Below are 26,214 nucleotides of genomic sequence, written 5' to 3'. Positions count from 1 at the left end.
GCTAGAACCCATTGAGTAATAAACCACGCAATAGCAAAAGCGTTAATTGATAGTGATTAACGCCTTTTGTTAATAAAGTTTGTTATCTATTCTTTGTATATTATTGCGCAAATTCCGATATTGTTTTTGATGTAATAAAATTGAGTACCAATTGATATCAAAAAGACTTATATTTCATTCAACTAGCGAGTATACATAGTGTATTCAGCAATTTTTGCATGAATAACTTGCGTGTTGTATTTAATAAATTGCTTTTTTTCCTATCAATGGTGTTATTTTGAAACAGATTTTTTATTTTTCGCGCATGATTATTGCGTTAGTGTGTTTTTCCTCGTTATTTATCTCTTCCGTTTATGCTGCACCGAGCAATTTCACTGAAGCGAAAACATCCAGTAAAAGCCTCGTTTATGGTGATCAAAATCATCAAGGACAAGGAACGCTATATTGTGGTTGTGAGTGGGAGTGGACAGGTAAAAGTGGTGGGCAAGTTGATTTATCCTCCTGCGGTTACCAAGTGCGCAAACAACAGAGTCGTGCGGAGCGTATTGAATGGGAACATATCGTTCCTGCTTGGGTGTTTGGTCATCAAAGACAGTGCTGGCAGAATGGCGGTCGTAAAAATTGCGTCTCAACTGACCCTATGTTTTCTCGAATGGAAGCAGATATGCATAACCTTGCGCCTTCAATTGGGGAAGTGAACGGTGACCGCAGTAATTGGAGCTATGGTCAATTACCTGCTAATGCGCCTTATTCTTACGGTGCATGTCGTAGTCGTATTGATTTTAAACAGAAAATATTTGAGCCGCGCGACGAGGTGAAAGGACAGGTTGCTCGGGTCTACTTCTATATGCATGACCGCTATAATTTATCCATGTCACGCCAACAGCAGCAGTTATTTATGGCGTGGGATAAACAGTACCCAGTGGATGAGTGGGAACAAAAACGTGACCAGCGCATTGCTAAGTCGATGGGGCACCATAACCCATTTGTGACGGGCGCAAGAACATGGAGTTTAGGGCATAAAAATAGCGGCGATGGCTTAAAAATGAGTGATAATCCCAGTGAAATAGTCCCTCAGCCAGTACCTCAGTCTATCCCAAACCAGGAAGGTGAGACGCAGGTAAAAGGTAATCGTAATTCAAAAAAATACCATTTATCGCACTGTTCTGGATTTAAAACCTTATCAGATAAAAATGCTGAGTTGTTTACAAGTGAAGCCGACGCTCAAGCAAAAGGTTATCAATTAGCCGGTAATTGCAAACCGCGTTAATCAAAGTCTGGCTGTAATAATGCAATATATGGCGCGGTGTTATTACAGCTTTTATATGATATTTCTCACATTTTATCTTATGGATAGGTGAATTTACACATTTTCTGTTAACTTAATGTTGCAAATTTAAAAAAACTCGCGCTATATTTAATGTAAGGAAACTGTGTAGGTTGATGATATTCAGGTCAATATAATATTTGCTCTCCCGTTCGAATTATTTTTTATATTGTCATAATATTGTCATACAGATTATTTAGTTTACGAGTATCGCCTGTATAGGAGAGACTAATGAGAACTAGGTGTTTGTTAATGAGTACGCGGAACCGGTTACCACTCCATCATGAAACTGACATGATGAGATCGCTAACCGGTTTTTTTATATCTGAATTATCAACCTATGTGACACAAGAGCTTGAAGGGAGCTCCTCTCTGTTTTGAATAGTTCGTCATCTGAAATTGACATCATCGATACCTGGAAGGGTTAATACTATGAGTAGACAGAAAGCTGCAACAAAAGCACGTCGTGAAATGAAACGTACATCACGCAAAGACCGTTCAGGGAGGTATGATATGAATAACGTCACCTCCTTTGCCGAATTTACAGGCATTGAGCCGATAGGTATGGCGAAAGAACGCCGCGATGAAACTCCGATAACACCACGTAATGAAGCCCAGAAGCTCTATATTAGTTCGATAAGACATAAACAGTTAATTTTCGCTAACGGTGAGGCGGGATGCGGTAAAACTTATATCAGTACGGCGTTAGCAGCGGATGCCTTGATTAATAAGGAAATCAGTAAAATTATTGTGACTAGACCTGTGCTACAAGCGGAGGAAGATCTTGGTTTCTTACCGGGGGATATGTCTGAAAAATTTGCGCCATATTTCCGACCTGTTTATGACGTTCTCATGAAGCGATTAGGCGCTTCGTTCTTACAGTATTGTTTACGACCTGAAATTGCGAAAGTTGAAATTGCACCATTCGCTTACATGCGAGGTCGCACATTTGAAAATGCCATTGTCATCCTCGATGAAGCACAAAACGTCACTGTCACTCAAATGAAGATGTTTTTAACACGTTTGGGTGAAAATGTGACGGTCATTGTTAATGGTGACGTTACTCAGTGCGACCTACCAAGTGGGGTACAGTCGGGGTTAGGTGATGCATTGCAGCGTTTTAGTAGTGATGAAATGGTGTCAATGGTGAACTTTACGATTGATGATTGCGTGAGATCGCAACTGTGTCATAAAGCTTTGCTAGCTTATAATGATTAACTAAAAATATTTATGTGTGGAACTGCCCCGTTTTTCGGGGCAGTTTTATGTTTAATCGTCAGGATTATCCATAACTGCATGGCGTTCATGATGATAACCTTCTTCATCATAGCCATATCGCCAGTAAGGGATTGCGTAGATATCATCGCGATTAACTCCTTTTTCACGGCGAACAAAACGGCGTAATTCACGAATAATTTGGTCTTCGCCTGCAATCCAGAACCCTGTATTCTCTGTTGGAATATCCCACGACTTAAATGTATTAATCAGGTCAGTGGTTTGACTGACATCGCCACAAATCCAATCAATCTCTATGCCAGCCGGCTTGGTTAACTCTCGAATATCGTCTTGGTGGTCGAGGCGCAAAACGACGCGACCTGTTGCTGTTGCAGGCATTTTTTCCAGTAATGCAGTAATTGCAGGCAAAGAACTTGAATCCCCAGCCATAAAGTAGTGAGCACGGATAGGTAAAAGTGGATCTGGACCACCAGGGTTGGTGATCCCCAACCAATAACCCGGTTTTGCATCACGGGCGAACAGATACGCAGGTCCTGTTACGCCTTCATGCATAGCGAATTCAATGTCAATTTCGTTGAGTTCGGGACGGATCGCGCGAACGGTATAAGTCCGCACAAAAGGGCGCGGCTTATCTTCGGGCCAACTGCGTCCTTTTTCGGTTAAAACGGGAAGCGCTGGTTGGCTTTGGTGGTCAGGGGCAATAAAGATCTTGATATGACCACCTTCACACTTTGTCGGGTAATTTGCTAGCTTTTCACCCGTAAACGTAATGCTACGAATAGACGGGCTAATATCGACGATAGATTTTACTTGAATGAGCTGTGGGGGGGCAGGACGGTAGATATTTTTTTCAACAGTTTGTTCACTAGCCACGAACCGTCTCCTTTCTTAATGATAATATTATTATATGTTAATTATTATCATTATCATATCATGAATGTTTATTAGAAAACTAATCAAAGATACAGAATTCTTGAATGTAAAAATGAATATGCCGCAGCATTGAATACTGCGGCATCGGTGTTTATTTCACTTTCATTCCCGCGGCGGTCATTAACAATCTAAATAAGGATGAAAATGCAAAGAGCGCCAATACACTTCCTAACCAAATTGCTGCCATCCAACCGAGCTTTTTCCACCAAGGAGAATTAACTGAAGTATCAGTGATAGCCTTGATCTGGGGTAATTTTTCCTCTGAAGACATAGTAACTCCAATAGGTGTAAACCAAAATAACAGGGATGATGAATAGGGCACCAACCAGCATAAAGCCGAGGCTTTCTGATGGACCTGCTGCATCACGGAATGTAATTGCTGGTGGGATCAGGCTTGGCCAAATACTGATGCCTAAACCCGTAAACCCTAAGAAAATCAGCATTAATGCGGCTAAAAAAGGCACACTATCATAGCGTTGGCGCTTGGCGCTTTTTAAAATTAGCCACACACAGCCGAGCACTAATAATGGAACGGGTAAAAAGAAAAACAGGTTAGGTAAGCTAAACCAGCGTTCATAGATAGCGTCATTTAACATCGGTGTCCATACACTGAGCACCCCTACAACCGTTAACATGGCGAGTGTTAATACGGGTAGCACGCGGTACATAGTTTTGCGCAGGTGTCCTTCAGTTTTCATGATTAACCAGCCGCATGCCAGTAGGGCGTAGGCAATTACTAAACCAAAGCCGCAGAACAGTGGGAATGGTGCGAACCAATCAAAATATCCTCCCATATAGACGCGATTTTCAACATGGAAACCTTGAATGAAAGCACCAATGACAACCCCTTGTGAGAATGTGGTGAGAATTGAGCCCCAAATAAAGGCATGATCCCAACGCCGACGATGGGATTCATCTGCACGAAAGCGAAACTCAAAGGCGACGCCACGGAAAATCAACGCAAATAACATAAAGGTCAGTGGAATAGACAAGGCGTCTAAAACAATGGCATAAGCGAGAGGAAATGCACCAAATAACGCTGCACCACCGAGGACTAACCATGTTTCATTACCATCCCAAACTGGGGCAACACTGTTCATCATTAAATCGCGGTCTTGGCTCTCTTTCAGAGCGGGGTACAGAATTCCAATTCCTAAATCAAAGCCATCCATCACGATATACATCAACATGCTAAAGACAATGATGACAAACCAAATCAGTGGTAAATCAATGCCCATGAGTTGCCTCCTCGGAAATACCTTTACGAATTAATTTCATCATGTACATGTAGCCAATGCCAAATACGCTGCCATACACCACAAAGAAGGCAAGCAAGCTAATACTCATGTGCATTTCTCCATGAGCACTCACGGCATCCGCTGTGCGTTGTAAACCGTAAACGACCCAAGGTTGACGCCCGATTTCAGTGGTAAACCAACCCGCTAAAATAGCGATTAAACCAGACGGCGCCATGACAAACATAAAACGTAGAAACATTTTGGATTCATACAGTTTTTTACGTGAACGTAGCCATAATCCCCAAACGCCGGCAGCAATCATCAATAGACCGAGTCCCACCATCACTCGGAATGACCAGAACACCATAAACACATTCGGGCGATCTTCCGGTGGAAATTCTTTTAGCGCAGGAACTTGTTTGGTCGTACTGTGCGTTAAAATAAGACTCGCCATATACGGAATTTCAATGGCATATTCGGTTTTTTCTTTTTCCATATTAGGAATACCAAATAAGATGAGCGGTGTTGCCTCACCCGGTTTGTTTTCCCAGTGACCTTCCATTGCTGCAACTTTCACTGGCTGATATTTTAAGGTATTCAATCCATGAGCATCCCCAATCAAGGCTTGGATCGGTGCTAAAATCAGAATCAACCACAAGGACATGGAGAACATTTTCTTCATCGCGGAGGAGTTATTGCCCTTGAGTAAATGCCATGCGCCGGATGCGCCAATGAAAAATGCTGCCGCTAAGAATGCAGCGGTGGTCATATGCAGTAATCGATAGGGGAATGAAGGGTTGAATATTACCGCCAGCCAATCGACAGGAACAATCCGCCCATCGATAATTTCAAATCCCTGTGGTGTTTGCATAAAGCTATTGGAGGCGAGGATCCAGAAGGTCGAAATGATGGTACCCAGTGCAACCATACAAGTTGCAAAATAGTGCAGCTTTTCACCAACACGGTTCATACCAAACAACATTACACCCAGGAATCCCGCTTCTAAAAAGAAGGCAGTCAGAACTTCATAGGTTAAGAGGGGACCCGTGATCCCACCTGCAAAGTCTGAAAAAAAGCTCCAGTTAGTCCCAAATTGGTATGCCATCACCAATCCAGAAACAACGCCCATACCGAAATTGACCGCAAAAACCTTCGACCAAAAATGAAACAGTTTTATATAGTCAGTATCGCGGGTTTTTAGCCATAAACCCTCGAGTACAGCCAAAAAACTGGCAAGCCCGATGGTGATGGCGGGAAAGATAATATGGAACGACACCGTAAACGCGAATTGTATACGGGCAAGTTCCAGCGCAGTTAGTCCAAACATATTGACCCCTGAATGGAATTGATTACGACACGCCACATTTTCAGCCATTGCGAAGTAATTTTTGGCTGTTCCTTAGCAATAAGTAATTGATTTCGCTGGATTGTTAACACTCATAAATCCAACTAAAAATGTTTTGTGGTTATAGTTAAAAAAAGTCAGGTGAATGTGTGGATAAGTAGAACATGAGACGATAAACTATAATAGTAACAATTTTTGGCAAATCACCTATAACAGTGAGGCGGTAATGACGAGATATGAACAGCTAGCAGCACAAATTCGTCAACAGATTGAAGATAATATTTGGCAGGTTGGAGACAGGCTGCCTTCACTTAGGGAAAGTGTTAAGCAGTCAGGTCTAAGCTTAATGACGGTAGTTCAAGCCTATCAGTTACTTGAGAGTCAGGGGTGGGTCTCAGCGCGCCCGCAGTCAGGTTATTATGTGGCAAATCGTAATAACGCCTTTGCGGCTGCAAAAGGGGGAAAAGGACTCCATTTAAACGAAAATGTGGAGATAAACGCATCGATTTTTGGTGTTTTACAAGCTTGCAAAGACCCCGATATTATCCCTTTTGGTTCCGCTTTCCCTGAGCCCGCCTTACTGGATGACCCCAAATTAGCCAAATCTCTCGCGTCAGTGGCGCGACGTTTATCGAAAACGAATACGACGACGAACTTACCGCCGGGTAACGAACAGTTACGTCGAAATATTGCCCAGCGTTACGCAACTCAAGGGATCCACGTGGCTCCCGATGAAATTGTGATCACCGCTGGAGCGATGGAATCCTTGGTGCTTAGTTTACAAGCAGTCACCCAACCGGGTGATTGGGTGGTCATTGAGTCACCTGCATTTTATGGCTCATTGCAGGCTATTGAGCGCTTAAAGCTCAAAGCGATTGCGATAAAAACGGATCCGTTATTTGGAATCGATCTCGATGCCTTGGAAAATATCGCCGATAAGTATCCGATCAAAGCGTGTTGGTTAATGACCCACTACCAAAATCCGTTAGGGGGAACGATGCCTCCCGCCAATAAAAAACGGTTGGTCGATATCTTGAATAACCACAAAATTGTGTTGATCGAAGATGATGTCTATGGCGAGCTTTATTTTGGCAATCAGCAGCCTATTCCCGCTAAGTCATTAGATTCACAGGGTAACTTTTTTCACTGTTCATCATTTTCGAAATGTTTAGCGCCGGGATACCGTGTAGGCTGGGTAGCTGCGGGTCATCATGCGACCAAAATTCAGCATCTACAAATGATGAGTACAGTCTCTGCGAGTGTGCCAACACAGCTAGCGATAGCCGAATATTTATCCCAAGGGGGATATGATAGCCACTTGCGAAAATTACGCCAAACAATGGAGCAGCGCCAACATTTGATGTTGAGCGCAATTGCTAAATACATGCCACCGACAGTGAAGGTGAATACACCAAAGGGCGGGTATTTTCTGTGGCTTGAGTTTGAGCCACCATTTAATGCTCTACAGCTCTATCAGTTAGCACTGAAAGAAGGAATTAGTATTGCGCCGGGGAGTATGTTTTCAACCAGCGATCAGTTTAACCATGCTTTTCGATTAAATGCATCATTTACATGGAATGACCGATTAGAGCAGGCGATGAAGGTTCTTGGGCGTTTGTGTTATCGATTAACGGGGCATAAATAACCCGCGATGCAGATGGGGGACGGAAGGGAACCCGCCCCTAAATGTGACATAGTTAACTGTTGGCAAGTCCGATGGCGGCGAATGTGAGCATGCCACCTGACACACCTTCTGTAATCCGGCGCTTTTTGTCATTGTATTGGTGCTTGCTATGCATGGAGGCGAATACCATACCAATTGTACCGTAGATAATGATGCACGATGTGATAAAAGTCGCTGATAAGATTAAAGATTGTATTGCAACGCTTTCAGAAACATGGATAAAATTAGGTAAAATCGCGAAGTACACCAGTAACCCTTTAGGGTTAAGAAAACTTGTAAGAAAGGCTTTGCCAATCACTGCTTTTGTGGAAACTGTGTTAAGCTGGAGCGCTTTCGATTTTAGGGCGGATAGCAGCATACGGACGGCCAAATAAGCAACATACGCAACGCCCACCCATTTGATTGTGTGGAAAATGAACGGGGATGCGGCAACAATAGCGGCGAGCCCAAGTGCCGCTAAAATAGCGTGAGCAACATAACCTAGGATAATGCCCAAATTGGCTTTCCACGCAGCAGAAATGCCGCCAGATAATCCTTGTGATGAGATAAATAAAATATCGGGTCCCGGTGTGCAAACCAGAGGGATTACGGTTGCACTAAACAGCAATAACGTTTGTAGCTCCATCCAAACACCTCTATTTATTATTGTTTTCTTATGAAGAGAAAAATGTTTGGTTATTATAGCTATTTTCCTTTGAAATTTGGTTGTTTTGTTGCTTGTCATGGATGTTTATTTGACATTTAATATCAAAAAATAAAAACAAAAGAGGTTCGCATGCCAAAGGGTACAGGCGCACATCAATCTGAAAAGCATGAGCTGGAACACAGCAGTTCATCGCCTATCAAGTTAGATGCAATTGATAAGCATATTTTGCAGGTACTTCAACGTGATGGAAAAATCCAAAATGTTGAATTAGCGAAAGAAGTTGGGTTATCTCCATCCCCGTGCTTAAGGCGCGTTAAATTGCTTGAAGACGCAGGCGTGATTAAGCACTATGTTGCGGTGTTGGATGGCACAAAAATTGGTGCAGGATTATCACTGTTCGCGCGGATTTGGTTCAAAACGCAAGATGCACAAACAATCAATCAATTTGTTGAGGATATTCAGGGGATGCCTGAGGTGGTGGAGTGCCATCTCATGGCGGGTGAATGTGATGCGTTAATCCGTATTGTGACGGAGGATATGGCATCTTATCGTCGTTTCCATGCCGATTATCTGACACAAATTCGCAGTGTACAGAGTATAAAAACCGAAGTACCAATGGAAACGGTCAAAGTGACCTATGCATTGCCATTATAGACTGAACAGTTTAACGTATTTGTCTTCTTACACTGCTCAATAATATCGATAAATATTACTGAGCAGTTTGCTGATCAGTGCTGAATGCCCTTAACGGAATCATTATCTTGCAAAAAGATTATTCAGGACGTTCAGGGATCTCTGAAAGGTGCTCATAAATATTATCAACAACAGTATTTGGCACACAAACAACCTTTGTCAGTCTCTTATCTTTGTTATACACCTCAACACCTGATTCTATTTTAGAGCCTGAATGGTTTGTAAAAATGGTATAGGTATAAGCCCCATTTCTAAAATCAATTTCTTGAGAAGCCGCATATCCAGTATCAGTATCGGCATAACGGGTTTGGAAAAAGCCCTGCGTAAGCTGTTTAGGACTTCGGGTAATTTCAATGTCCGGTTGCTGATTTAATTTTCCAAATTGATACTGATACTGACCATTAATCAATGTCACTTTGACTTGACGGTCATTCTTGTTAACGCATTGAAATACAGTCACTGTATGTGAATCTGCCAATACGGGGGCGGACATTAATATCGGTAATACTATAGCTATAGATGTACGGCGAAGTTTCATGGGGTCCCTACCAATTAAAGAGTTATCAATGTGTTATGTTATCGGCATCTTATTCATATGCTCAATGGTCATTTTAGCATTTAAAATTAAGCTAAATGTATTAAGGGTGAAAAAGCAGACTATTCCACATCTCTTAGTTTGATATGTCCTGTTCTGGGATTTACCAAGGTCACGTTTTCCAAAGCGCGGATTTGCCATGTTTCATCTTGCTTAGCTAATACCGCCATAATTAAGGTATCAATTTTATGTGGTCCGATAGGGTGTGCCTCACCTGCAGCTAGACGGCTCCAAAAATGGGTTATTATATGACTTTCATCTAATGGGATAATATCGATAAGCTCATTTTTCATGAAGGAATCAGAATAGATAGTTTTGTGAAGGGGAATATGCAACTCGATGATTTCGTTGATACCTTTTACATAGTGTCCAAATCGGTTCACAAAGGTAGCCTCAGGGTGAAATAGCTGACTAAAGACATTCATATCGTGATTATTCCACGCAGATTCAAATGCTAAAGGCATATCTTCGGCGTTTTTGACAGTAGGGTGCATTGAAAATGCCTATATTGGTTAAGTAGGGTTTGCTATCAATACTAGATCAAATGTACGAGTGCGAAAGTCAATGGCGAAAATTTTTTCAGATTTTCGGCTAGGGTTAGATTATTACGATGGTGTTTGTTAAATTAGGGGGACGATTTTAAACGCGCGCGGATGTTAATCAAATAAGGGCAATACAGGGAAAAACATGAGTGATAACGCTCTTACCATACAGGTAAAAAATCAGCATTTACCTAATTGGCAAACATTAAAATTAATATTGAGTTCTTTGATTGTTTTTAATTTTTATTTAAATATTGTACCAAGTGTGAAATCTGATTATTCAATATTAATCAACTTATTTGATTTAGTGTTAATTCCTATGTTTGTTTTTATTGCGGCATATACAAGCAGAGGAATTTCATGGCAGGATTGGCGTGCACATTTAATCCCACCGTTGATTATCTATGTGACTTTCCAATCGATAGATGCGATCCCACTTTATTTCACGAATAGATTAAGCGTCGAAGAGTATTTGCTGTTTCCTCAAAACGGTGTTTGGTTCTTTTTAGCCGTCCCAATATGGCAAGCCATTTTTCTATTACTGCCTCCCTTTATCAAGAACAAGGCGAGGGGCGTGTTTCTTATTTTGCTGCTGTCTCTTGGTATTGCATATGTTTCGAAAATCTATTTATCTGATATAACAGGTTTTTCATCTATAATTTGGTATTTTCCATTCTTTGTTATGGCTTACTTTTGCGATGATAAAAAAGTCCTTTGGTTGAGGCAACATGCATTTTCTATCGTATCAAGCGTGATTATGCTGGTGACGATTTATCTTTATTTTCAAGTGGAAATCGAATCAGGATTAATAAACGTCTTCGGTAGTCATCTATTCATTCATCATTTTTGTCTGTATGTTTTTGCCTTTCTAATAGGGGTGTTGATCTCGATAGCGATTATTTGCCTTTCATTATCGACTGAACGTTTTGTGAAAATAGCGAATAATGCATTAGGGGTTTATTTGATTCACCCGATCATCTGTTTTGTGTTATTGGCGGGTTTAGGCTCACTCGAGATTGACGCTAGTCTGCCGCTCTTAATTTTATTGGCTCTTTTTACGATTGCGTTAGCATTATTTCTTGCCAAAAACCGGATCATTCATTGGTTTTTGAATCCAGAAATAAAGCTGAGGAAAGAGTAAAGTGAAATAAAGCTGAAAATGAAAGGGTTCGATAAAATAAAGGCTTACCTAATACTCGCGGTAAGCCTTTATGAAGTGCAGTATACGTTATTTACGCAGCGCTTTAATTTGCTCAGGGGTAACATCTGCGGCTTGACCACCCCATTGAACTCGGAGGAAGTTGACCAAATCCGCAATTTGTTGGTCATTAAGCTTGTCAGCAAAACCCGGCATACTTTGCATGTTTTGGTTATTTGGGAACGCTTGTTCCGGCAAACCATCTAAAACAGCATTGATGAGATTGGTGCTATCCACATCACGCAACGTTGAGTTCCCTTTCATTGCGACCGCAACATTTGGCTTACCTTCACCATCATAAGAGTGACACCCTGAACAGCTTTCAAGATAAACCTGTTTTCCTTGTGGATTGCCTTCACCCATTTTGAGCGGTAATGTGGCTGGTGGATTATCACCCATCAGGTATGTGGCGATGGCTTTGTTATCTTCCGGTGTGAGATGTTGAGAGCTGAGATAAATAACAGGGTGCATATCGCTGTAAGCGGAACCTTGCGGCGCAAGTCCTGTCATGAAGAATTGTTGCAGATCCTCTTTTGTCCAGCCACGTGCTGCAAGGGCTTCAGGTGTAATGTCTGGGGCTGTAAAACGACCCAGTGAGCCACCTTTCATGTACTTATCTAACTCCATTTCACCGAAGACGCCCCTTGGGGTATGGCACTCAGCACAGTGTTCTAACACATTAACCAAATATTTTCCGCGCACCCATTCAGGGGAGCTACCTTGTGAGCTATTTGGTAACGGTGTGTCATTGAAAAATAATAGATTCCAACCAATCATCGCCATCCGTTGGTTCAGTGGGAAAGGAAGTGAATTTTCAGGTGGTGCGACATCGACCGCAGGGCGGCTCATTAAATAGCTATAGATCGCATCAGAATCACTGCGACTGATGCCTTTATATGAGGTATATGGCATCGCTGGGTAAAGATTTTTACTTGGCGGCGAAATTCCCTCTGTGAGGGCTTTGTGAAATTCGTCTTTCGTCCAACGGCCGATACCATAATCGGCAGAAGGTGTTAAGTTGCTGCTATAAATGGTACCGAATGGGGTATCAAGAGGAAAACCACCAGCTAGTGGCGCACCATTAGCACTGGTATGACAGGCGGCACAATCACCTGCTAGTGTGAGGTAGCGACCACGCTCAATTTCTTCCGCGCTGGCGGTGACTTTTTGTACTGGGCCATCAGGTTTGCGGCTTTCATACCAATAAAGAACCGCCAAGACCACAATAGCTATCGCTATTAGCCATAAAATAATACGTTTGATCATTTTATCGCCTCCTTGATTAGTCCTGGGGTACTCATGACGACATCACGCACGGCTTCATAATAACGGACATAGCCAGTACAGCGGCAAATGTGGTTATTCAGGGCGGTTTTGATGGCTTCTTCTAAGTCTTCTTCGGCAATAGGATTACGTTGCAATTCTTCAACAAAAATCGTTGCAGCATTCACAAAACCAGGGGTGCAGTAACCACATTGGAAACTAAAGTGGTCGACAAACGCTTGTTGAACAGGGGATAACTTAACTTCCCCATTTTCTTCTTTCGTTGCAGCACCCTCAACGGTGCGAATACTTTTATTGTTAAAGAAGTGCGCGCCTGTAATGCAAGTACGTACTTCTTCACTGGTGCCTGATGGGTTATCTAAAATCACCACACAAGCGTGGCAGATACCTTGACCGCAGCCAAGGCGAGAACCGGTAAGATCAACATACTCATGAAGAAAATCAATCATCATGAGACCTTCAGGCACATCCATCGGTCCATATTTTTGACCGTTAATGTTGATGGTGAGTGGCAGATAATTTAGGCTCATGATAATACCTCTAGAATGTCTTTAGGGCGAACAGGCAAACTTAAGAAATGGTGACCTGTTGCATCAGCAATAGCATTAACGATAGAAGAAACGACCGGGATCATAACAACTTCAGCAACCCCTTTCGGTGGATCGGTTTCGGATAACCCAGGCAGAACTTCGCTAGTTTGTTTCCAAACTGCAACGTCACTCGCAAGTGGTAAACGGTAACGGTTAAAGTTCCAAGTTCCGTTCCCCGGTCCATCTTCATAGAGAGGTAAATATTCATGGAGAGCATGACCAATTCCCATCGCCAATCCACCTTGAATTTGTCCTGAAACGAGTTGTGGAACGATTAAATTACCACACTCGACAACGGTATGATGGTCGAGCAATTCAACATGACCAGTTGCTTTATCAATGGCGAGTTCAGAGATGGTAGCCACTGCGCTGTAATAGGTCACACCTGCATTATTTCGCTGTGTATCAGGATAATAGGCTTTTTGGCGTTTCCAAACTTGATAATCTTTGTTGGCAAAACGCAGAGAAAGACCATCCACAGGAAGGCGGCGAGTTTCATGATTGATTTCGAAATCAGCTTCAGCCCATTCCCAGCGGTTAAAGACATGGCAAACCGCACCTGTTAGACCGCCCATTTCAAACGTACGATCAATGAGGCGTTGTAAACTCAGGACTTCGAGCCCATCGGCTGTGAGGCCATTGGCGACCCAGCGAGCATCTTCACGGCGGACGACTAATGGCGCAGCTTGTCCTCCACCAATCCCTTCTTGCCAAATGGACATTGCAGCAGGCCAAAGACCATATTCGAAAACTAATCGAGCTGCTTCTTCTGTACTGTGGGTAAAGTAATAAGCAGAGTTACTGGCACTTGCAGGAGAACAGTAATTTGGTGTCCAGAGCGGGTTCGCTGCAAGACGGTCTTGCTCATCCTGTGCCATGGCAAATGGATTACCTGTCGAAATCATTGGGAGCACGGACCAATCCACCACGGAGAAGTGCGCTTCTTCGGCCGGTTTACCTAACCATTTAGCACATACCACCGCTTGGGATGTCGACATTCCCGTACCAATCTCTGCACCACTATGATAAATCGCGATCTTACCTTCAGGGGTGAGCTCAACGCGTGCAAATGAGGATTCAGCGCCTGTGCCGAAGTCTTTTTGCACACAGGAAATGCCAGTACCAAACAGTTTACCTGCATTTTTGGCTTCAAAATCGGCTTTCCGTTTTGCTCTTTCTTTCCACATCGGGTGTTCAGCGCAACGGGTGAGAACTTCATCGGCTCGAATAGCACCACCGGGGATGGCGCCTTGGGTATTTTTCATTCCTGATTGGATAATATTTTTCAGGCGAAATTCGATAGGGTCGGCATTCAATAATTTGGCTGCTTCTTCCATTAGCATATCGGTCGCTGCCATGGCTTGTAAGGTACCATAGCCACGGGCCGAACCTGCATCAACGGCACGAGAGGCGATACCGACAGCTGATAAATCACTGCGAGGGATATAGTAAATTGCTTGAGCGCCTGTCGCGCCAACCATTACGACAGACGGGGTAAAGTTACATCGCCCACCACCATCCCCAATAAATGAGGCGGAAAGTGCTTCAATTTTATGGGTTTTCTTATTGACGGCAAGGGTATAGTCCATATCGAACGCGTGGCGTTTGATGGTGGATTGAAACTGTTCATAGCGATCATTAGCTAAGCGAATAGGAACTCCATCACCATAAAGGGTTGCCATTGCACCATAATATGGGAACGGAGTGTGGTCTTTTGAGCCATAACCTACGGTAAAGCAAGGGTGTAAGAAAATTTGCTTAATCGGGAATTTGGTTTTTGCCAGCATTTCAGGGAGTGATGCCGCCACTTCTTGAGGTGATTGTGTCGGGATCACTAAATGAAAGGATTGTGTGTTAGCATCGTACCAGCCATTGGCGTTATCTGGTTCCAGTGCACAAGTGTCGATGGACTGTGAAAAGTATTTACGCTTGATAATCAGCCAGTCTTCAGGGGGATTTTCCAATTGTTTTGCCAGCTCATCGGCATAATACATACCTTCCTCATCCAGCTTCCCACCTTCACGTCCTTCAGGCCAGATTGGTAGGTGTTTTTTCATGCCAATCGGCGAAATCGGCATATCCTTCATGCTGGAATAGACATCAGGGGAGAATGGATTTTCACCGCCAATACGAACGCCTCGGTAACTTCCCCATGGGTCACGTTGTAATGGACCGGTATACGCGCCATATTGAATGACGTCATCGTGGAATTTAAGCGTTTCTTTCGCAAAGCTAAACTTGGCAAAATCATGGTAAATCAGTAACGCGACGGCTTGTCCTAAATAAGCGGGGGTTTTTCCCGTTGGTAGAAGTAAATCTTCTCCATAAAATTCAGGAAAGGCGACCCCATCTTTTTCTAAATCGCTAGCGGTGACAATTCGGTCAGGCATTAAGCCATCATTGAGTCGCTCGAGATTAAAACCTTCGTAAATTTTATCGGCTTCGGTGACGCGCAGAAGAAAGGCATGACCTTGTTGTTTAGGCCAATGTGGGATGTCTCGTGCTCGAATATCTCTAGCAAAGACTTTTTCGCCTTGGACTTTGGCATAGCCATCGATACGAAATTTAATTTTTTTATCGACGGGATTCCAATCTGGGGCTTGGAGAATTTTTTCCTCGAATAGCACATCAAAAGCTCGGCTATACAAAGGGGCGATATAACAAGAGATCCCAGCAACGACAGCACATTTAAGAAAGTGTCTGCGGGATAGTCCGACATGATTATTGCTCATAATATACCCTTACACTTATTTTTCATTGCTTCAATTTATTATTTTTTATTTTATTGCCAGTGTCGTAATGTAAATTTTTATATATCCAAAAATAATTCATCTAAATGTGATTAGAATTGGCGACCATCACAACTAATAATTGTAGTGGTCATTCTTATATATTATTTATAATATAAACAATAAATATAACTATGTATAATGTAAACCATGAATATAGGCATATTAATATTAGCAGCAGGAAAAAGTGAGCGTTTCCAAAGCACTGGAGGACGTGGAAGTAAACTCAACCACCTGCTTGATAAACAAACGGTTTTTGAAAAAACACTTTCAAATTCAATGAGTAGTGGGTTGCCTCTTCATGTAGTCACTCGCGCTGATAATGATGGCGTTATTAATAATTGTTTACAATTTAATATTCCATTTTCCGTGTTAAACAGCTACGGATTAGGTGAGTCTATTGCAGTCGGTGTGCAAAATACCCCTAATTGGCATGGCTGGCTAATTCAATTGGGGGATATGCCCTATATACCCCGTGAAATATTTATCCGAATTGCTGATGAATTAAAAAATTACTCATTAGTGCGCCCTGTATATAAAAATATACCGGGGCATCCCGTCGGTATATCAGAAAAATATCGGCAAAATTTAATTCATTTAGTGGGAGATGATGGTGCAAAATCAATCTTACGACATCAGTTTGTTTATGAAATAGAGATAAACGATGAAAATGTCACTAAAGACTTTGATTATCTTCCCCATAAAAATCAAGAATAAAAATGAATAGGATTTCAATATGCTGCGTGAAGATGTTTCTGTTATCTCTCAAGCTATTCGCTGGATCAAGGTGGAGCCAGTTTGGTTATGTACGGTACTAAATACTTATGGCTCTTCACCACGAAGCCCAGGATCGCTGTTAGTCGCTAAGGGAGATGGGAGCTATACGGGATCGCTCTCTGGTGGATGTATTGAGGAGGATTTTCTTCAACGTATTCAACAAGGACACTACTTAGAAAATAGCCAAGTTGTTCGCTATGGTCAGGGGGGCGTGGAAGCCAAAGTGAATTTACCGTGTGAAGGGAGTTTAGATGTTCTTATCGAGTATTTACCCTGTAATGAACGTTCTTACCAATATCTCACACAAATTCAAACTGCATTACTTGGCTATACGGCAATTATCAAGAAACTCACGTTACCTAATATGAGTGAGATTACAACGGTTCCAAACTCACAACATCCTACTCAGATTGAGCGCAACGGTGATGATATTCAGTTTTATATCATGGCACCGCCAAAACTGATTATTGCCGGCATTTCTAATGTTGGGGTGTATTGTGCAAACTTTGCGGTGACGCTCGGTTTTGAAGTGATTATTTGTGAGCATAGAGATGATGAGTTATTGCGTTTTGCGGGACAAATTGCAGAACAAGTCGAGATTAAAAAAATATTTCCGGCTCGTTTTTTAGAAGAAAATCCAAGCGCATCCAATACCGCCATTGTGTCGTTGACCCATGATCCGCGCATTGATGATTTAACCTTGATGGAAGCGGTTAATACCTCTGCATTTTATATTGGCGCCATGGGATCAACCCGAACCAGCGCTAAGCGTCGTGAGCGGTTATTAAATTCAGGCGGCTTGACGGTTGAAATGCTAGACCAGATCCATGCGCCTATCGGTATCCCAATTGGCAGTAAAACACCTCCCGAGATTGCGTTAGCCATTATGGCGGACATTGTGGCTCATAAGAATGGGCGGGAGCTTGCAACGAGCCGGAGCCATTAATATTAAAGCCCATGAATGTAAGTGACCCTAATAGTTGGGCGTTCATCACAAAAGAAAGGTCATAATCAACCACTAGATGTCCGCGGTTTTTGATATAAGGTGTTCTATGATTAGGGCTTAAGCCTATATAACAAATGGGTTATAAGCTATAAAGCTATATCCGATCGAATAATTATAAAAAAGGGGAGTTATTGTGAGCATATTTAAATCAATTTGGGATTTTTTTGGGATTTACCAAACTAAAAAAATAAGAGTTTTACATGCGCTAATTTTACTTTTGGTGATACTACAAATCATAGTGAGTAATTGGATGACTGGAACAAAGTCAGTTGTTCCTCCTTTTTTTGATATGACTTATTTATTCACTTGGATGCATATTGTTTCCGGTTTTGTACTTTTTTTCTTAACATTCTTTTTAGTTGTATCGTGCTTTAATCAACGCGGCCTTAGGTATTTTTATCCTTATCTCTGGGGCGACTTTAAACAAATCAAAGAAGATGTAAATTCTCTTTTAGCTAAAAAGCTACCAGACAGCTCTCCTAAAGGACTCGCCGCAACAGTTCAAGGGTTAGGACTAGGTGCTTTATCAATTGTTATTTTGTCGGGTATTGCATGGTTTATTCTATGGTTACAGCAGTCTCCACTTGCATTAGAGGCTAGGAGTATTCATAAATCACTTACGATTTTAATTGAGATTTATATTTATGGTCATGGTGGCTTAGGCATTATTCATTTTGTCATTTGGAAGAAAAGTAAATAGGCTTATTTGATACTCTCATAGACAATATGGGCGATGAGTTGCCCATATTGTCTACCCATCTGATATTTTACCAAGTACCCGTAATACCAATAAATTACCGTAGCATGAATGAAAAAACATGTTGTTATCTATTGCCATTGGCCACTGAAGAGATGACCAACTCTTGCTATTCTGTTTTGTGGCTGACTTAAGCTTACGTAATTAGTGGTATTTTCATTTTATCGACCCCATAAAGTTTAATGTAATCAATTTGTTATATATTTACAAAGGATTATGTCGCATCATCATGGCTAAGTTAATGTTTAACTTCTCCCTCATCATTAGAGTTATTATCTGTATATTTGGTGTTCAACTTGTATTTTATATTTATTAATAGCTTAAATATTTTATTTTGTGATGGTATTAACATAAAAAGTCAGAAATGAGAAATGTAAAATTAGCGAAGTTCACAATATTAAGAATAGTCATGACAGTCTCTGAAATAGCTAAAGCAGTCACAGGTAATGTTATCGCTACAAAGACTGTTAAGGTTGAAAACGACAAACGTAGCCAGTACCCATTAAAGAAAACGAGTGACATACAATATTGATGTCATTGTTTAACGATGGCTTTAGCAGAGAAGGTGAATCAGAAGTTATTCGATATGCTTCAAGCAATCGGATTTTTGATGATCTAATTCTTTGTTTTTATGATAAAATTGAAAAATAAAATCATTTTTTAGTATTTTAGAAGAGATACGTTATATATGTATAATTTTACGAAGCTAATAAAATTATTAATTGTTATCATACTCTTAATAATACTTCTTCAAAATTTTATTTTCAAAAACATGCATTATATAGAGGAATATATCATAAATAACTTTTTGTTTTGACGTTTATATTAAGTTGTTAACTTCATAAGTCGAGACTATTAATGTAATTAATTTTCAATCTCATTATACTATTGTAATAGTCTTATTATGATGTGGTGGTCGTGTATTATATTAAATGATTCATCAACAGGTTTGTATTTCTTCTTTCAATCGATAGATAAATTTGTATTATTAAATTAAATGTTTTTTGATGATCTAATCTTAATTTTTTATTGTCCTCAATTTAAAATTGGATTTATTGAATATATTAGTAAATAAATTTTAAATTTATTAGGCTGGTCATGTCTATTTAAATGTTTATTTTGAAATTTTTATGTGAAATTGAAATTGAAATTGAAATTGAAATTGAAATATGGAGGGATTGTTGATGGCATCATCCAATCAGAATGTTCAATATTTCTTTAAAAAAGAAATATCTTAGTTATTGATATAGGTGGAACTTTCATTAAGGTTTATTCTTCTGATTTAAATAATGTGATAAAAATAAAATCAGGTCTTTCAATGACACCACAAAAGTTTATCCATGAATTAAATGAAAATCTTTCTTTTTCTCATTACGCGGGTGTTAGCATTGGTTTCCCATCACCAATTATTGAAAATCGAATAATGAAAGAGCCTGCTAATCTAGGTTATGGATGGGTGAACTTTGATTTGGAATCTGCATTTAACTGTCCTGTTAAGATAATCAATGATGCCGCAATGCAAGCGACAGGAAGCTACGATGGCGGGAAAATGCTTTTTTTAGGATTGGGGACAGGATTAGGTAGTAGCTTGGTCGTGAATAATGAAGTTATCTCTCTAGAATTAGGACACCTTAATTATTTAGATCATAATTATGAATATTTTACTTGCGATGCTTACCGACAAAAAAATGGGAATAAAAATTGGGAAGATGAGGTTTTAAATATTACCGATGATTTCTATCAGGTATTCATGCCAGATTATATTGTTCTTGGTGGCGGCAACGTAGTAAGACTTAATAATCTGCCTGAATATGTTAGAAGAGGTGGTAATGATAAAGCATTTATTGGTGGAATGAAAATGTGGAATGAATAAGATGAATATGAAAAAACAAATAGGTTTTATCGGTGTAGGAAGAATGGGCGCTGCGATGGTTAGACGTATTTCTTGTTCTGGTATTTCATGTGTAGTTTATGACAAGAATATTGAAGCTCAAGCGAACATACCCCAAAAAATAAAGTTTACAACAAATTTAAATAATTTTATTGAAAGTTTATCTGAACCTAAACAAATATGGTTAATGCTTCCGGCAGGCATCGTTGATACGGTTATTACTGAACTTAAACCATACTTAAAAAATGGTGACACTATTATCGATGGTGGGAACTCTCATTTTACTGACGATATCCGTAGAGCAAATGAATTAAAAAATGACGGTATAAATTATTTAGATGTGGGTGTTAGCGGTGGCGTTTGGGGGGAGAAACGAGGATATTGTCTCATGATAGGTGGATCCAAAAACGAGTATGAATTCCTTGAACCCGTATTCAAAGCTTTAGCGCCTGGAGTTTCAGGTGCTAAAAGGACTCAAGGACGTGAAAATGAGCCATCACCCGCAGAGAATGGATATTTATATTGTGGAGAGAATGGCGCAGGGCATTTTGTGAAAATGGTCCATAATGGCATTGAATATGGATTAATGGCAGCATATGCAGAGGGGTTTAGTATTTTAAAGCATGCCAACCAAGGATTAGATAAAACAGATGTGGATGCGGAAACAGCCCCCCTTGAATCCCCGATGAATTATAAATATGAATTACCATTAAAAGATATTAGTGAGCTTTGGCGAAGAGGAAGTGTGATTAGTTCTTGGTTGTTAGATTTGATTGCACAAGAAATGTTTTTCTCAGAAGACTTAGATAACTATACCGGAAAAGTTTCTGACTCAGGCGAGGGGCGTTGGACATCTATTGCTGCGATTGACTTGGGTGTACCAACACCAGTATTAACGACCGCATTATATTCTCGTTTCTTTTCACAGCAAAGCGATTCATTTTCAAACAGAGTACAATCTGCAATGCGTCATGCTTTTGGTGGTCACCAAGAAAAAAACACATTAAATGGTGGTGAAAAATGAAACCATTATCTTTAGTTATTCTAGGTGCTAGCGGCGATTTGACCAAAAGACTTTTAATGCCTTCGTTATTTAGATTGCATCAGTTAGGTTTGATTTCTAAATTAAATATAATTGGATACTCATGCGATCAATGGAATGATAACGATTTTATTGAGCATGTTCATGATGCGCTTAGTGAGTTTGTTCTTGATTTTGATGATGAAAAATGGATTAGTTTCAGCAAGTGTTTGAGCTTTATTAGTGGTTCACTTGATGTAAAAGATCTGGCTACTTTAAGTAAAAAAATTGATGGCTCAGCTCTTTTTTATTTAGCACTACCACCTACGTTATTTGCTAAAGCCGCAGTTAAAATTGGAGAAGCTGGTCTATCAATAGAATCCTCAAGTTATTGGCGGCGTATTTTAATTGAAAAGCCATTTGGCACTGATTTAGATTCGGCACAGTTTTTACATAGTCAAATTCATTCTTATTGGAATGAATCTCAAGTCTATAGGATTGACCACTTTTTAGGTAAAGAAGCCACTCTCAACCTGATGATTTTTCGTTTCGCTAATCGTGTATTAGCGCCTATATGGTGTTCTGAACATATTGAACAAGTACAAATTACCTATGCCGAAACTCTGGGGGTTGAAAATAGATCCGTTTACTATGACCATGCAGGTGCGATGAGGGATATGCTGCAAAATCACTTAATGCAGTTATTAACATTGACCGCAATTGAACCATTAGGACATTGGGATAGTGAAATACTTAGAGATCATAAAGTTGAAATATTAAAATCAATTCGATTGGTGAACGATACAAATGTAGATACTTGGGCTGCAAGAGGACAATATACAGCTGGAAAAATAAATGATAAAGACACCATTTCTTACCGCGATGAAATAGGGATTCCTGCCAATAGTAATACAGAAACTTTCGCTGCATTACGGATAGATATTGATAATTGGCGCTGGAGAGGTGTGCCTTTTTATTTACGTAGTGGAAAGAGATTAGCTCGCAATTATGCAGAAATAGCAATTCAATTTAAAGGTCCATCAGAAGCACTGCCTGACGATATCAGCGTTGACAATAATTGGCTGGTTTTTAGATTACTTCCTAATCTACAAATAGATATGCAGGTGACAGCTAAGTTACCTGGGATGAAGTTAAATACACATAATATAGAACTCACTGCACCTTATACTCATGCGGGAGAATACGAAGTATCTGCTTATGAGCAATTAATATTAGATGCTTTAAAGGGAGAGAAAAGTAACTTTTTACGATTCGATGAGGTTGAGTGGGCATGGCGAGTCATTGAGCCAATTATAAAATCGTGGCGTCATGGAGAACCTGACCTTTATCAGGCAGGAACGGAAGGACCTAACTCTCAGAATAAAATAATGCAAAAAAATCATTCTTGGCGTTCAATTAATTATGGTAATCAATGAAATATATTTTTTTGTGAATTTTTAATTTTACATGTACATAACAGGAAAATATTTTTACTGTATTTTATAAAATTAAGGTTTATTCGAATTGTAAGTAATTATTGATTTAATTAGTGAAATCAACGATGAAATATATTAATAACAGGATGATTTTATAATGAAAACAAAACATTCGATAAATGTCATGGTGTTTTTTGTTGGATTATTAGCTGCGCTTGCAGGACTATTCTTTGGGTTAGATACCGGAGTAATTTCAGGAGCGCTTCCATTTATTAGCCGAGATTTTGAAATCTCGTCAACATTACAAGAATTTATTGTTAGCTCTATGATGTTAGGTGCTGCATTGGGTGCATTGATGAGTGGGTGGCTTTCATCTCGTAATGGAAGAAGGAAAAGTCTAATTATTAGCTCTGTATTATTTATAATTGGAGCTTTAGGTTCTTCACTATCACTAAATGCTTATTTTCTTATATTTTCTAGAGTTATATTAGGCCTCGCGATTGGTATATCTTCATTTACAACTCCTGCCTATTTATCTGAGATTGCCCCTAAGAAAATCAGGGGTGGCATGATTTCTATGTACCAACTAATGATTACTATCGGTATATTATTAGCTTTTATATCAGATACGGGTTTTAGTTATGATCATGCTTGGCGTTGGATGTTAGGGATTACGGCGATTCCAGCTGTATTATTATTTTTTGGTGTTACATTTTTACCTGAAAGTCCACGTTGGTTAGCAAGCAAAAATAAAGTTGAAGAAGCTAAAAAAATATTATTCAAATTACGTGAGTCCAAAGAGGAAGTAGAACAAGAACTTGGTGATATTCTCAATAGCTTAAAAGTGAAACAATCGGGATTTAATTTATTTAGAGATAATAGAAATTTTCGAAGAAGTGTATTTTTAGGTATTTCATTGCAATTTATGCAACAACTTACCGGCATAAATGTAATTATGTATTATGCGCCTAAAATATTTTCTTTAGCTGGATTTGCTTCTACTTCTCAGCAAATGTATGGAACCGTTTTAGTCGGTATTGTTAATGTAATTGCGACATTATTTGCTATAGCAATAGTTGACCGTTTTGGTAGGAAAAAACTATTATTAGCTGGGTTTTCTGTTATGGCTATCAGTATAGCATTACTTGCTCATATACTGTCTTATCAAACACATACTCTATTTTTACAATATATTAGTGTATCGTTATTATTATTATTTATCATCGGTTTTGCGGTTAGCGCGGGTCCTATCATATGGGTTCTTTGCTCTGAAATTCAGCCATTAAAAGGCAGAGATTTTGGAATAACATGTTCAACGACTGCGAACTGGGTGGCTAATATGTTAGTGAGTGCGACATTCTTAACATTGTTATCATTGTTAGGAGATACAAATACATTTTGGATTTATTCAATATTTAATATTATATTTATTGTCATCACATTATATTATGTGCCTGAGACTAAAAATGTGGCGCTTGAACAAATAGAAAGAAAATTAATGGAAGGAAATCGTTTAAAAGATATAGGTAGAGCGTAATACCTTACTTTCTATTTTTTTAAAATGAGTTGGATATTGATGTATAAAATATCCAACTTTTTATTGCTGGTGTCTATTATTGTTTAATTACTACAAGTAAGTATATTGTATTTACAATTCAAATCAGCTACTTGTGCTATATGAATTACTCTGATATTGCATGGATTAAAAATTAAAACTTCGCAACGGCAAGTCGTGGTGATGCGGGTGCTCAAATTATAATCGGGTCCGATTATGACTTTGGTAACGGTGCTCCCAAAGATTTTAAAACAGCGGACGATTGGTCATTGAGTGGTTTCATAAATCAGGTAAGCAGGAGAATGTAGGTGCTCAATTCCGTCTTGGCGCTATCTATGAAGACGATGATGGTGGATTTCAACGAAGATAAATCAGCGGTACTCAGTTATATATTCATTCAGTTGTAGGTTTTCATGAATCGTCTGAGAGACGATAAACAGCATAAAACCAAGTTAATCTCATGAATTTTATGCTGTTTTATTAAGAGATGAAACGGTGTGAAATTAAAGTGTAAGTTTACACATTAAACAAGAAATTCAACACATCACCATCTTTGACGATGTAATCTTTGCCTTCCGCACGCATTTTACCCGCTTCTTTTGCACCTTGCTCACCACGGTATTTGATGAAATCTTCAAATGCGATAGTTTGTGCGCGGATAAAGCCTTTTTCGAAGTCAGTGTGGATTTTACCTGCCGCTTGTGGAGCTGTTGCGCCAACAGGGATAGTCCATGCACGCACTTCTTTCACACCAGCGGTGAAGTAAGTTTGCAGGTTTAATAACTCATAACCCGCACGGATCACACGGTTCAAACCTGGCTCTTCAATGCCTAAATCTGCCATGAATTCATCACGCTCTTCATCGTCCAGCTCGGCGATATCGGATTCGATAGCGGCACAAACAGGAACAACAACAGAACCTTCAGCTTTCGCGATTTCGTAAACTTTGTCTAAGTAAGGGTTATTTTCAAAACCATCTTCATTGACGTTGGCAATGTACATGGTTGGCTTCAGCGTTAAGAAGCTTAAATAACGGATAGCGGCTTTGTCTTCAGCCGTTAAATCCAGTGAACGCAGCATACCCGCTTGTTCTAAGTGTGGCAGGCATTTTTCCAGTGCTTCCAATTCCGCTTTTGCGTCTTTATCGCCGCCTTTTGCGCGCTTTTGTACGCGGTGAATAGCACGCTCACAAGTGTCTAAGTCAGATAGTGCTAATTCAGTATTGATAACTTCGATATCCGCCGCAGGGTCAACTTGACCCGCAACGTGGATGATATTGTCATTTTCGAAACAGCGAACAACGTGACCAATCGCTTCGGTTTCACGGATGTTAGTCAGGAATTGGTTACCAAGACCTTCACCTTTTGATGCGCCTTTTACTAAGCCAGCGATGTCAACGAATTCCATCGTGGTTGGTAGAATGCGCTGAGGCTTCACGATCTCAGCTAATTGATCAAGACGTGGGTCTGGCATTGGCACAACACCCGTGTTTGGTTCAATCGTACAGAAAGGGAAGTTGGCTGCTTCGATGCCGGCTTTGGTCAATGCATTAAACAGAGTGGATTTACCCACGTTAGGCAGACCAACGATACCGCATTTAAAACCCATATGTTTCTCACCTTAATAGCGAGGGGCAGGCGTGTGCTGCCCCTAATGTTTAGAAAATTGGCG

23 protein-coding genes are annotated in these 26,214 nt (G+C 40.2%); 12 read left to right on the top strand and 11 right to left on the bottom strand.

All coding sequences use genetic code 11. The features are described from left to right. The first annotated feature begins 304 nt into the window (after window positions 1-304). On the top strand, window positions 305-1,270 hold the full coding sequence (locus PROVALCAL_RS14270) for an endonuclease (RefSeq protein ID WP_006660020.1): 966 nt from the start codon (window positions 305-307) through the stop codon (window positions 1,268-1,270). A gap of 489 nt (window positions 1,271-1,759) precedes the next feature. After that, window positions 1,760-2,545: a phosphate starvation-inducible protein PhoH gene (phoH, locus tag PROVALCAL_RS14265; RefSeq protein WP_006660018.1), complete on the top strand. Its 786-nt coding sequence runs from the start codon at window positions 1,760-1,762 to the stop codon at window positions 2,543-2,545. Window positions 2,546-2,596: 51 nt separating this feature from the next. Here the strand turns inward: phoH and PROVALCAL_RS14260 are convergent, their stop codons facing one another. From PROVALCAL_RS14260 to PROVALCAL_RS14250, 4 genes are all read right to left on the bottom strand, one after another. Next, a complete protein-coding gene (locus tag PROVALCAL_RS14260; protein ID WP_006660017.1) occupies window positions 2,597-3,436 on the bottom strand; it encodes a siderophore-interacting protein in 840 nt (279 codons plus the stop codon). Between the two features lie 151 nt (window positions 3,437-3,587). Next, a complete protein-coding gene (locus PROVALCAL_RS19335; RefSeq protein WP_036975873.1) occupies window positions 3,588-3,767 on the bottom strand; it encodes a DUF2474 domain-containing protein in 180 nt (59 codons plus the stop codon). Next, complete coding sequence (cydB, locus tag PROVALCAL_RS14255) at window positions 3,724-4,734, bottom strand: cytochrome d ubiquinol oxidase subunit II (RefSeq protein WP_006660016.1); 1,011 nt, start codon at window positions 4,732-4,734, stop codon at window positions 3,724-3,726. Before cydB ends, PROVALCAL_RS19335 begins: the two co-directional genes overlap by 44 nt. Beyond that, the gene (locus PROVALCAL_RS14250; protein WP_036962294.1) at window positions 4,724-6,061 is read right to left on the bottom strand and encodes a cytochrome ubiquinol oxidase subunit I; all 1,338 of its coding nucleotides are present in this window, start codon (window positions 6,059-6,061) and stop codon (window positions 4,724-4,726) included. Before PROVALCAL_RS14250 ends, cydB begins: the two co-directional genes overlap by 11 nt. Window positions 6,062-6,305: 244 nt before the next feature. Between PROVALCAL_RS14250 and PROVALCAL_RS14245 the strand changes: the two genes are divergently transcribed. Next, a complete protein-coding gene (locus PROVALCAL_RS14245) occupies window positions 6,306-7,724 on the top strand; it encodes an aminotransferase-like domain-containing protein (RefSeq protein WP_006660014.1) in 1,419 nt (472 codons plus the stop codon). A gap of 52 nt (window positions 7,725-7,776) precedes the next feature. Here the strand turns inward: PROVALCAL_RS14245 and PROVALCAL_RS14240 are convergent, their stop codons facing one another. Next, entirely contained in the window at window positions 7,777-8,388 is a 612-nt protein-coding gene (locus PROVALCAL_RS14240) for a LysE family translocator (protein WP_006661902.1), read from the bottom strand. Window positions 8,389-8,538: 150 nt separating this feature from the next. On the opposite strand from PROVALCAL_RS14240, the gene PROVALCAL_RS14235 reads away from it, so the two are divergent. Beyond that, window positions 8,539-9,063: an Lrp/AsnC family transcriptional regulator gene (locus PROVALCAL_RS14235; RefSeq protein WP_006660012.1), complete on the top strand. Its 525-nt coding sequence runs from the start codon at window positions 8,539-8,541 to the stop codon at window positions 9,061-9,063. Window positions 9,064-9,181: 118 nt separating this feature from the next. On the opposite strand, the gene PROVALCAL_RS14230 is transcribed toward PROVALCAL_RS14235, so the two are convergent. Together PROVALCAL_RS14230 and PROVALCAL_RS14225 are read right to left on the bottom strand one after the other, a co-directional pair. Beyond that, window positions 9,182-9,640, bottom strand: coding sequence for a hypothetical protein (locus PROVALCAL_RS14230; RefSeq protein WP_039862098.1), 459 nt, complete (start codon window positions 9,638-9,640; stop codon window positions 9,182-9,184). Window positions 9,641-9,759: 119 nt separating this feature from the next. Further along, window positions 9,760-10,191, bottom strand: coding sequence for an SgcJ/EcaC family oxidoreductase (locus PROVALCAL_RS14225; protein ID WP_006660010.1), 432 nt, complete (start codon window positions 10,189-10,191; stop codon window positions 9,760-9,762). A 193-nt stretch (window positions 10,192-10,384) separates the two neighbouring features. Between PROVALCAL_RS14225 and PROVALCAL_RS14220 the strand changes: the two genes are divergently transcribed. Further along, window positions 10,385-11,380, top strand: coding sequence for an acyltransferase family protein (locus PROVALCAL_RS14220; protein WP_006660009.1), 996 nt, complete (start codon window positions 10,385-10,387; stop codon window positions 11,378-11,380). An 87-nt stretch (window positions 11,381-11,467) separates the two neighbouring features. Here the strand turns inward: PROVALCAL_RS14220 and PROVALCAL_RS14215 are convergent, their stop codons facing one another. From PROVALCAL_RS14215 to PROVALCAL_RS14205, 3 genes are read right to left on the bottom strand one after another with little or no spacing between them, the layout of a single operon-like run. Continuing rightward, window positions 11,468-12,703, bottom strand: coding sequence for a c-type cytochrome (locus tag PROVALCAL_RS14215; protein WP_006660008.1), 1,236 nt, complete (start codon window positions 12,701-12,703; stop codon window positions 11,468-11,470). Continuing rightward, on the bottom strand, window positions 12,700-13,251 hold the full coding sequence (locus tag PROVALCAL_RS14210; protein ID WP_006660007.1) for a (2Fe-2S)-binding protein: 552 nt from the start codon (window positions 13,249-13,251) through the stop codon (window positions 12,700-12,702). Before PROVALCAL_RS14210 ends, PROVALCAL_RS14215 begins: the two co-directional genes overlap by 4 nt. Next, entirely contained in the window at window positions 13,248-16,043 is a 2,796-nt protein-coding gene (locus PROVALCAL_RS14205; RefSeq protein WP_006660006.1) for a xanthine dehydrogenase family protein molybdopterin-binding subunit, read from the bottom strand. The genes PROVALCAL_RS14210 and PROVALCAL_RS14205 overlap by 4 nt, the downstream gene beginning before the upstream one ends. A gap of 207 nt (window positions 16,044-16,250) precedes the next feature. On the opposite strand from PROVALCAL_RS14205, the gene PROVALCAL_RS14200 reads away from it, so the two are divergent. The 7 genes from PROVALCAL_RS14200 to PROVALCAL_RS14170 all read left to right on the top strand — a co-directional run bounded on the left by PROVALCAL_RS14200 (window position 16,251) and on the right by PROVALCAL_RS14170 (window position 24,525). Beyond that, a complete protein-coding gene (locus PROVALCAL_RS14200) occupies window positions 16,251-16,817 on the top strand; it encodes a nucleotidyltransferase family protein (protein ID WP_006660005.1) in 567 nt (188 codons plus the stop codon). A gap of 19 nt (window positions 16,818-16,836) precedes the next feature. Then, entirely contained in the window at window positions 16,837-17,823 is a 987-nt protein-coding gene (locus tag PROVALCAL_RS14195) for an XdhC family protein (RefSeq protein ID WP_006660004.1), read from the top strand. A 193-nt stretch (window positions 17,824-18,016) separates the two neighbouring features. After that, complete coding sequence (locus PROVALCAL_RS14190; protein WP_006660003.1) at window positions 18,017-18,583, top strand: cytochrome b/b6 domain-containing protein; 567 nt, start codon at window positions 18,017-18,019, stop codon at window positions 18,581-18,583. Between the two features lie 1,348 nt (window positions 18,584-19,931). Next, window positions 19,932-20,513 (top strand): ROK family protein, encoded by a 582-nt coding sequence (locus tag PROVALCAL_RS14185; protein ID WP_243441100.1) that lies wholly within the window; start codon window positions 19,932-19,934, stop codon window positions 20,511-20,513. A 1-nt stretch (window position 20,514) separates the two neighbouring features. Then, on the top strand, window positions 20,515-21,555 hold the full coding sequence (gene gnd, locus PROVALCAL_RS14180; RefSeq protein WP_224050988.1) for a phosphogluconate dehydrogenase (NAD(+)-dependent, decarboxylating): 1,041 nt from the start codon (window positions 20,515-20,517) through the stop codon (window positions 21,553-21,555). Then, window positions 21,552-22,988 (top strand): glucose-6-phosphate dehydrogenase, encoded by a 1,437-nt coding sequence (gene zwf / locus PROVALCAL_RS14175; RefSeq protein WP_006659998.1) that lies wholly within the window; start codon window positions 21,552-21,554, stop codon window positions 22,986-22,988. The genes gnd and zwf overlap by 4 nt, the downstream gene beginning before the upstream one ends. Before the next feature lie 157 nt (window positions 22,989-23,145). Beyond that, window positions 23,146-24,525, top strand: a complete 1,380-nt coding sequence (locus PROVALCAL_RS14170) for a sugar porter family MFS transporter (RefSeq protein WP_006659997.1) — start codon at window positions 23,146-23,148, stop codon at window positions 24,523-24,525. Window positions 24,526-25,059: 534 nt separating this feature from the next. On the opposite strand, the gene ychF is transcribed toward PROVALCAL_RS14170, so the two are convergent. Then, window positions 25,060-26,151 (bottom strand): redox-regulated ATPase YchF, encoded by a 1,092-nt coding sequence (gene ychF / locus PROVALCAL_RS14165; protein WP_006659996.1) that lies wholly within the window; start codon window positions 26,149-26,151, stop codon window positions 25,060-25,062. Window positions 26,152-26,214: the final 63 nt, after the last annotated feature.

Source organism: Providencia alcalifaciens DSM 30120 (assembly GCF_000173415.1).
GTDB classification, from domain to species: Bacteria; Pseudomonadota; Gammaproteobacteria; order Enterobacterales; family Enterobacteriaceae; genus Providencia; species Providencia alcalifaciens.
Note: the sequence above shows the minus strand (reverse complement) of the source record. Positions and strands in the feature narration are given on the sequence as shown.

Bases quoted from the DNA above. Each gene is read 5' to 3' on its own strand.
- PROVALCAL_RS14270 (WP_006660020.1), top strand. From the start codon at position 305: ATGATTATTGCGTTAGTGTGTTTTTCCTCGTTATTTATCTCTTCCGTT.
- phoH (WP_006660018.1), top strand. From the start codon at position 1,760: ATGAGTAGACAGAAAGCTGCAACAAAAGCACGTCGTGAAATGAAACGT.
- PROVALCAL_RS19335 (WP_036975873.1), bottom strand. From the start codon at position 3,767: ATGTCTTCAGAGGAAAAATTACCCCAGATCAAGGCTATCACTGATACT.
- cydB (WP_006660016.1), bottom strand. From the start codon at position 4,734: ATGGGCATTGATTTACCACTGATTTGGTTTGTCATCATTGTCTTTAGC.
- PROVALCAL_RS14250 (WP_036962294.1), bottom strand. From the start codon at position 6,061: ATGTTTGGACTAACTGCGCTGGAACTTGCCCGTATACAATTCGCGTTT.
- PROVALCAL_RS14245 (WP_006660014.1), top strand. From the start codon at position 6,306: ATGACGAGATATGAACAGCTAGCAGCACAAATTCGTCAACAGATTGAA.
- PROVALCAL_RS14240 (WP_006661902.1), bottom strand. From the start codon at position 8,388: ATGGAGCTACAAACGTTATTGCTGTTTAGTGCAACCGTAATCCCTCTG.
- PROVALCAL_RS14235 (WP_006660012.1), top strand. From the start codon at position 8,539: ATGCCAAAGGGTACAGGCGCACATCAATCTGAAAAGCATGAGCTGGAA.
- PROVALCAL_RS14230 (WP_039862098.1), bottom strand. From the start codon at position 9,640: ATGAAACTTCGCCGTACATCTATAGCTATAGTATTACCGATATTAATG.
- PROVALCAL_RS14225 (WP_006660010.1), bottom strand. From the start codon at position 10,191: ATGCACCCTACTGTCAAAAACGCCGAAGATATGCCTTTAGCATTTGAA.
- PROVALCAL_RS14220 (WP_006660009.1), top strand. From the start codon at position 10,385: ATGAGTGATAACGCTCTTACCATACAGGTAAAAAATCAGCATTTACCT.
- PROVALCAL_RS14215 (WP_006660008.1), bottom strand. From the start codon at position 12,703: ATGATCAAACGTATTATTTTATGGCTAATAGCGATAGCTATTGTGGTC.
- PROVALCAL_RS14210 (WP_006660007.1), bottom strand. From the start codon at position 13,251: ATGAGCCTAAATTATCTGCCACTCACCATCAACATTAACGGTCAAAAA.
- PROVALCAL_RS14205 (WP_006660006.1), bottom strand. From the start codon at position 16,043: ATGAGCAATAATCATGTCGGACTATCCCGCAGACACTTTCTTAAATGT.
- PROVALCAL_RS14200 (WP_006660005.1), top strand. From the start codon at position 16,251: ATGAATATAGGCATATTAATATTAGCAGCAGGAAAAAGTGAGCGTTTC.
- PROVALCAL_RS14195 (WP_006660004.1), top strand. From the start codon at position 16,837: ATGCTGCGTGAAGATGTTTCTGTTATCTCTCAAGCTATTCGCTGGATC.
- gnd (WP_224050988.1), top strand. From the start codon at position 20,515: ATGAATATGAAAAAACAAATAGGTTTTATCGGTGTAGGAAGAATGGGC.
- zwf (WP_006659998.1), top strand. From the start codon at position 21,552: ATGAAACCATTATCTTTAGTTATTCTAGGTGCTAGCGGCGATTTGACC.
- PROVALCAL_RS14170 (WP_006659997.1), top strand. From the start codon at position 23,146: ATGAAAACAAAACATTCGATAAATGTCATGGTGTTTTTTGTTGGATTA.
- ychF (WP_006659996.1), bottom strand. From the start codon at position 26,151: ATGGGTTTTAAATGCGGTATCGTTGGTCTGCCTAACGTGGGTAAATCC.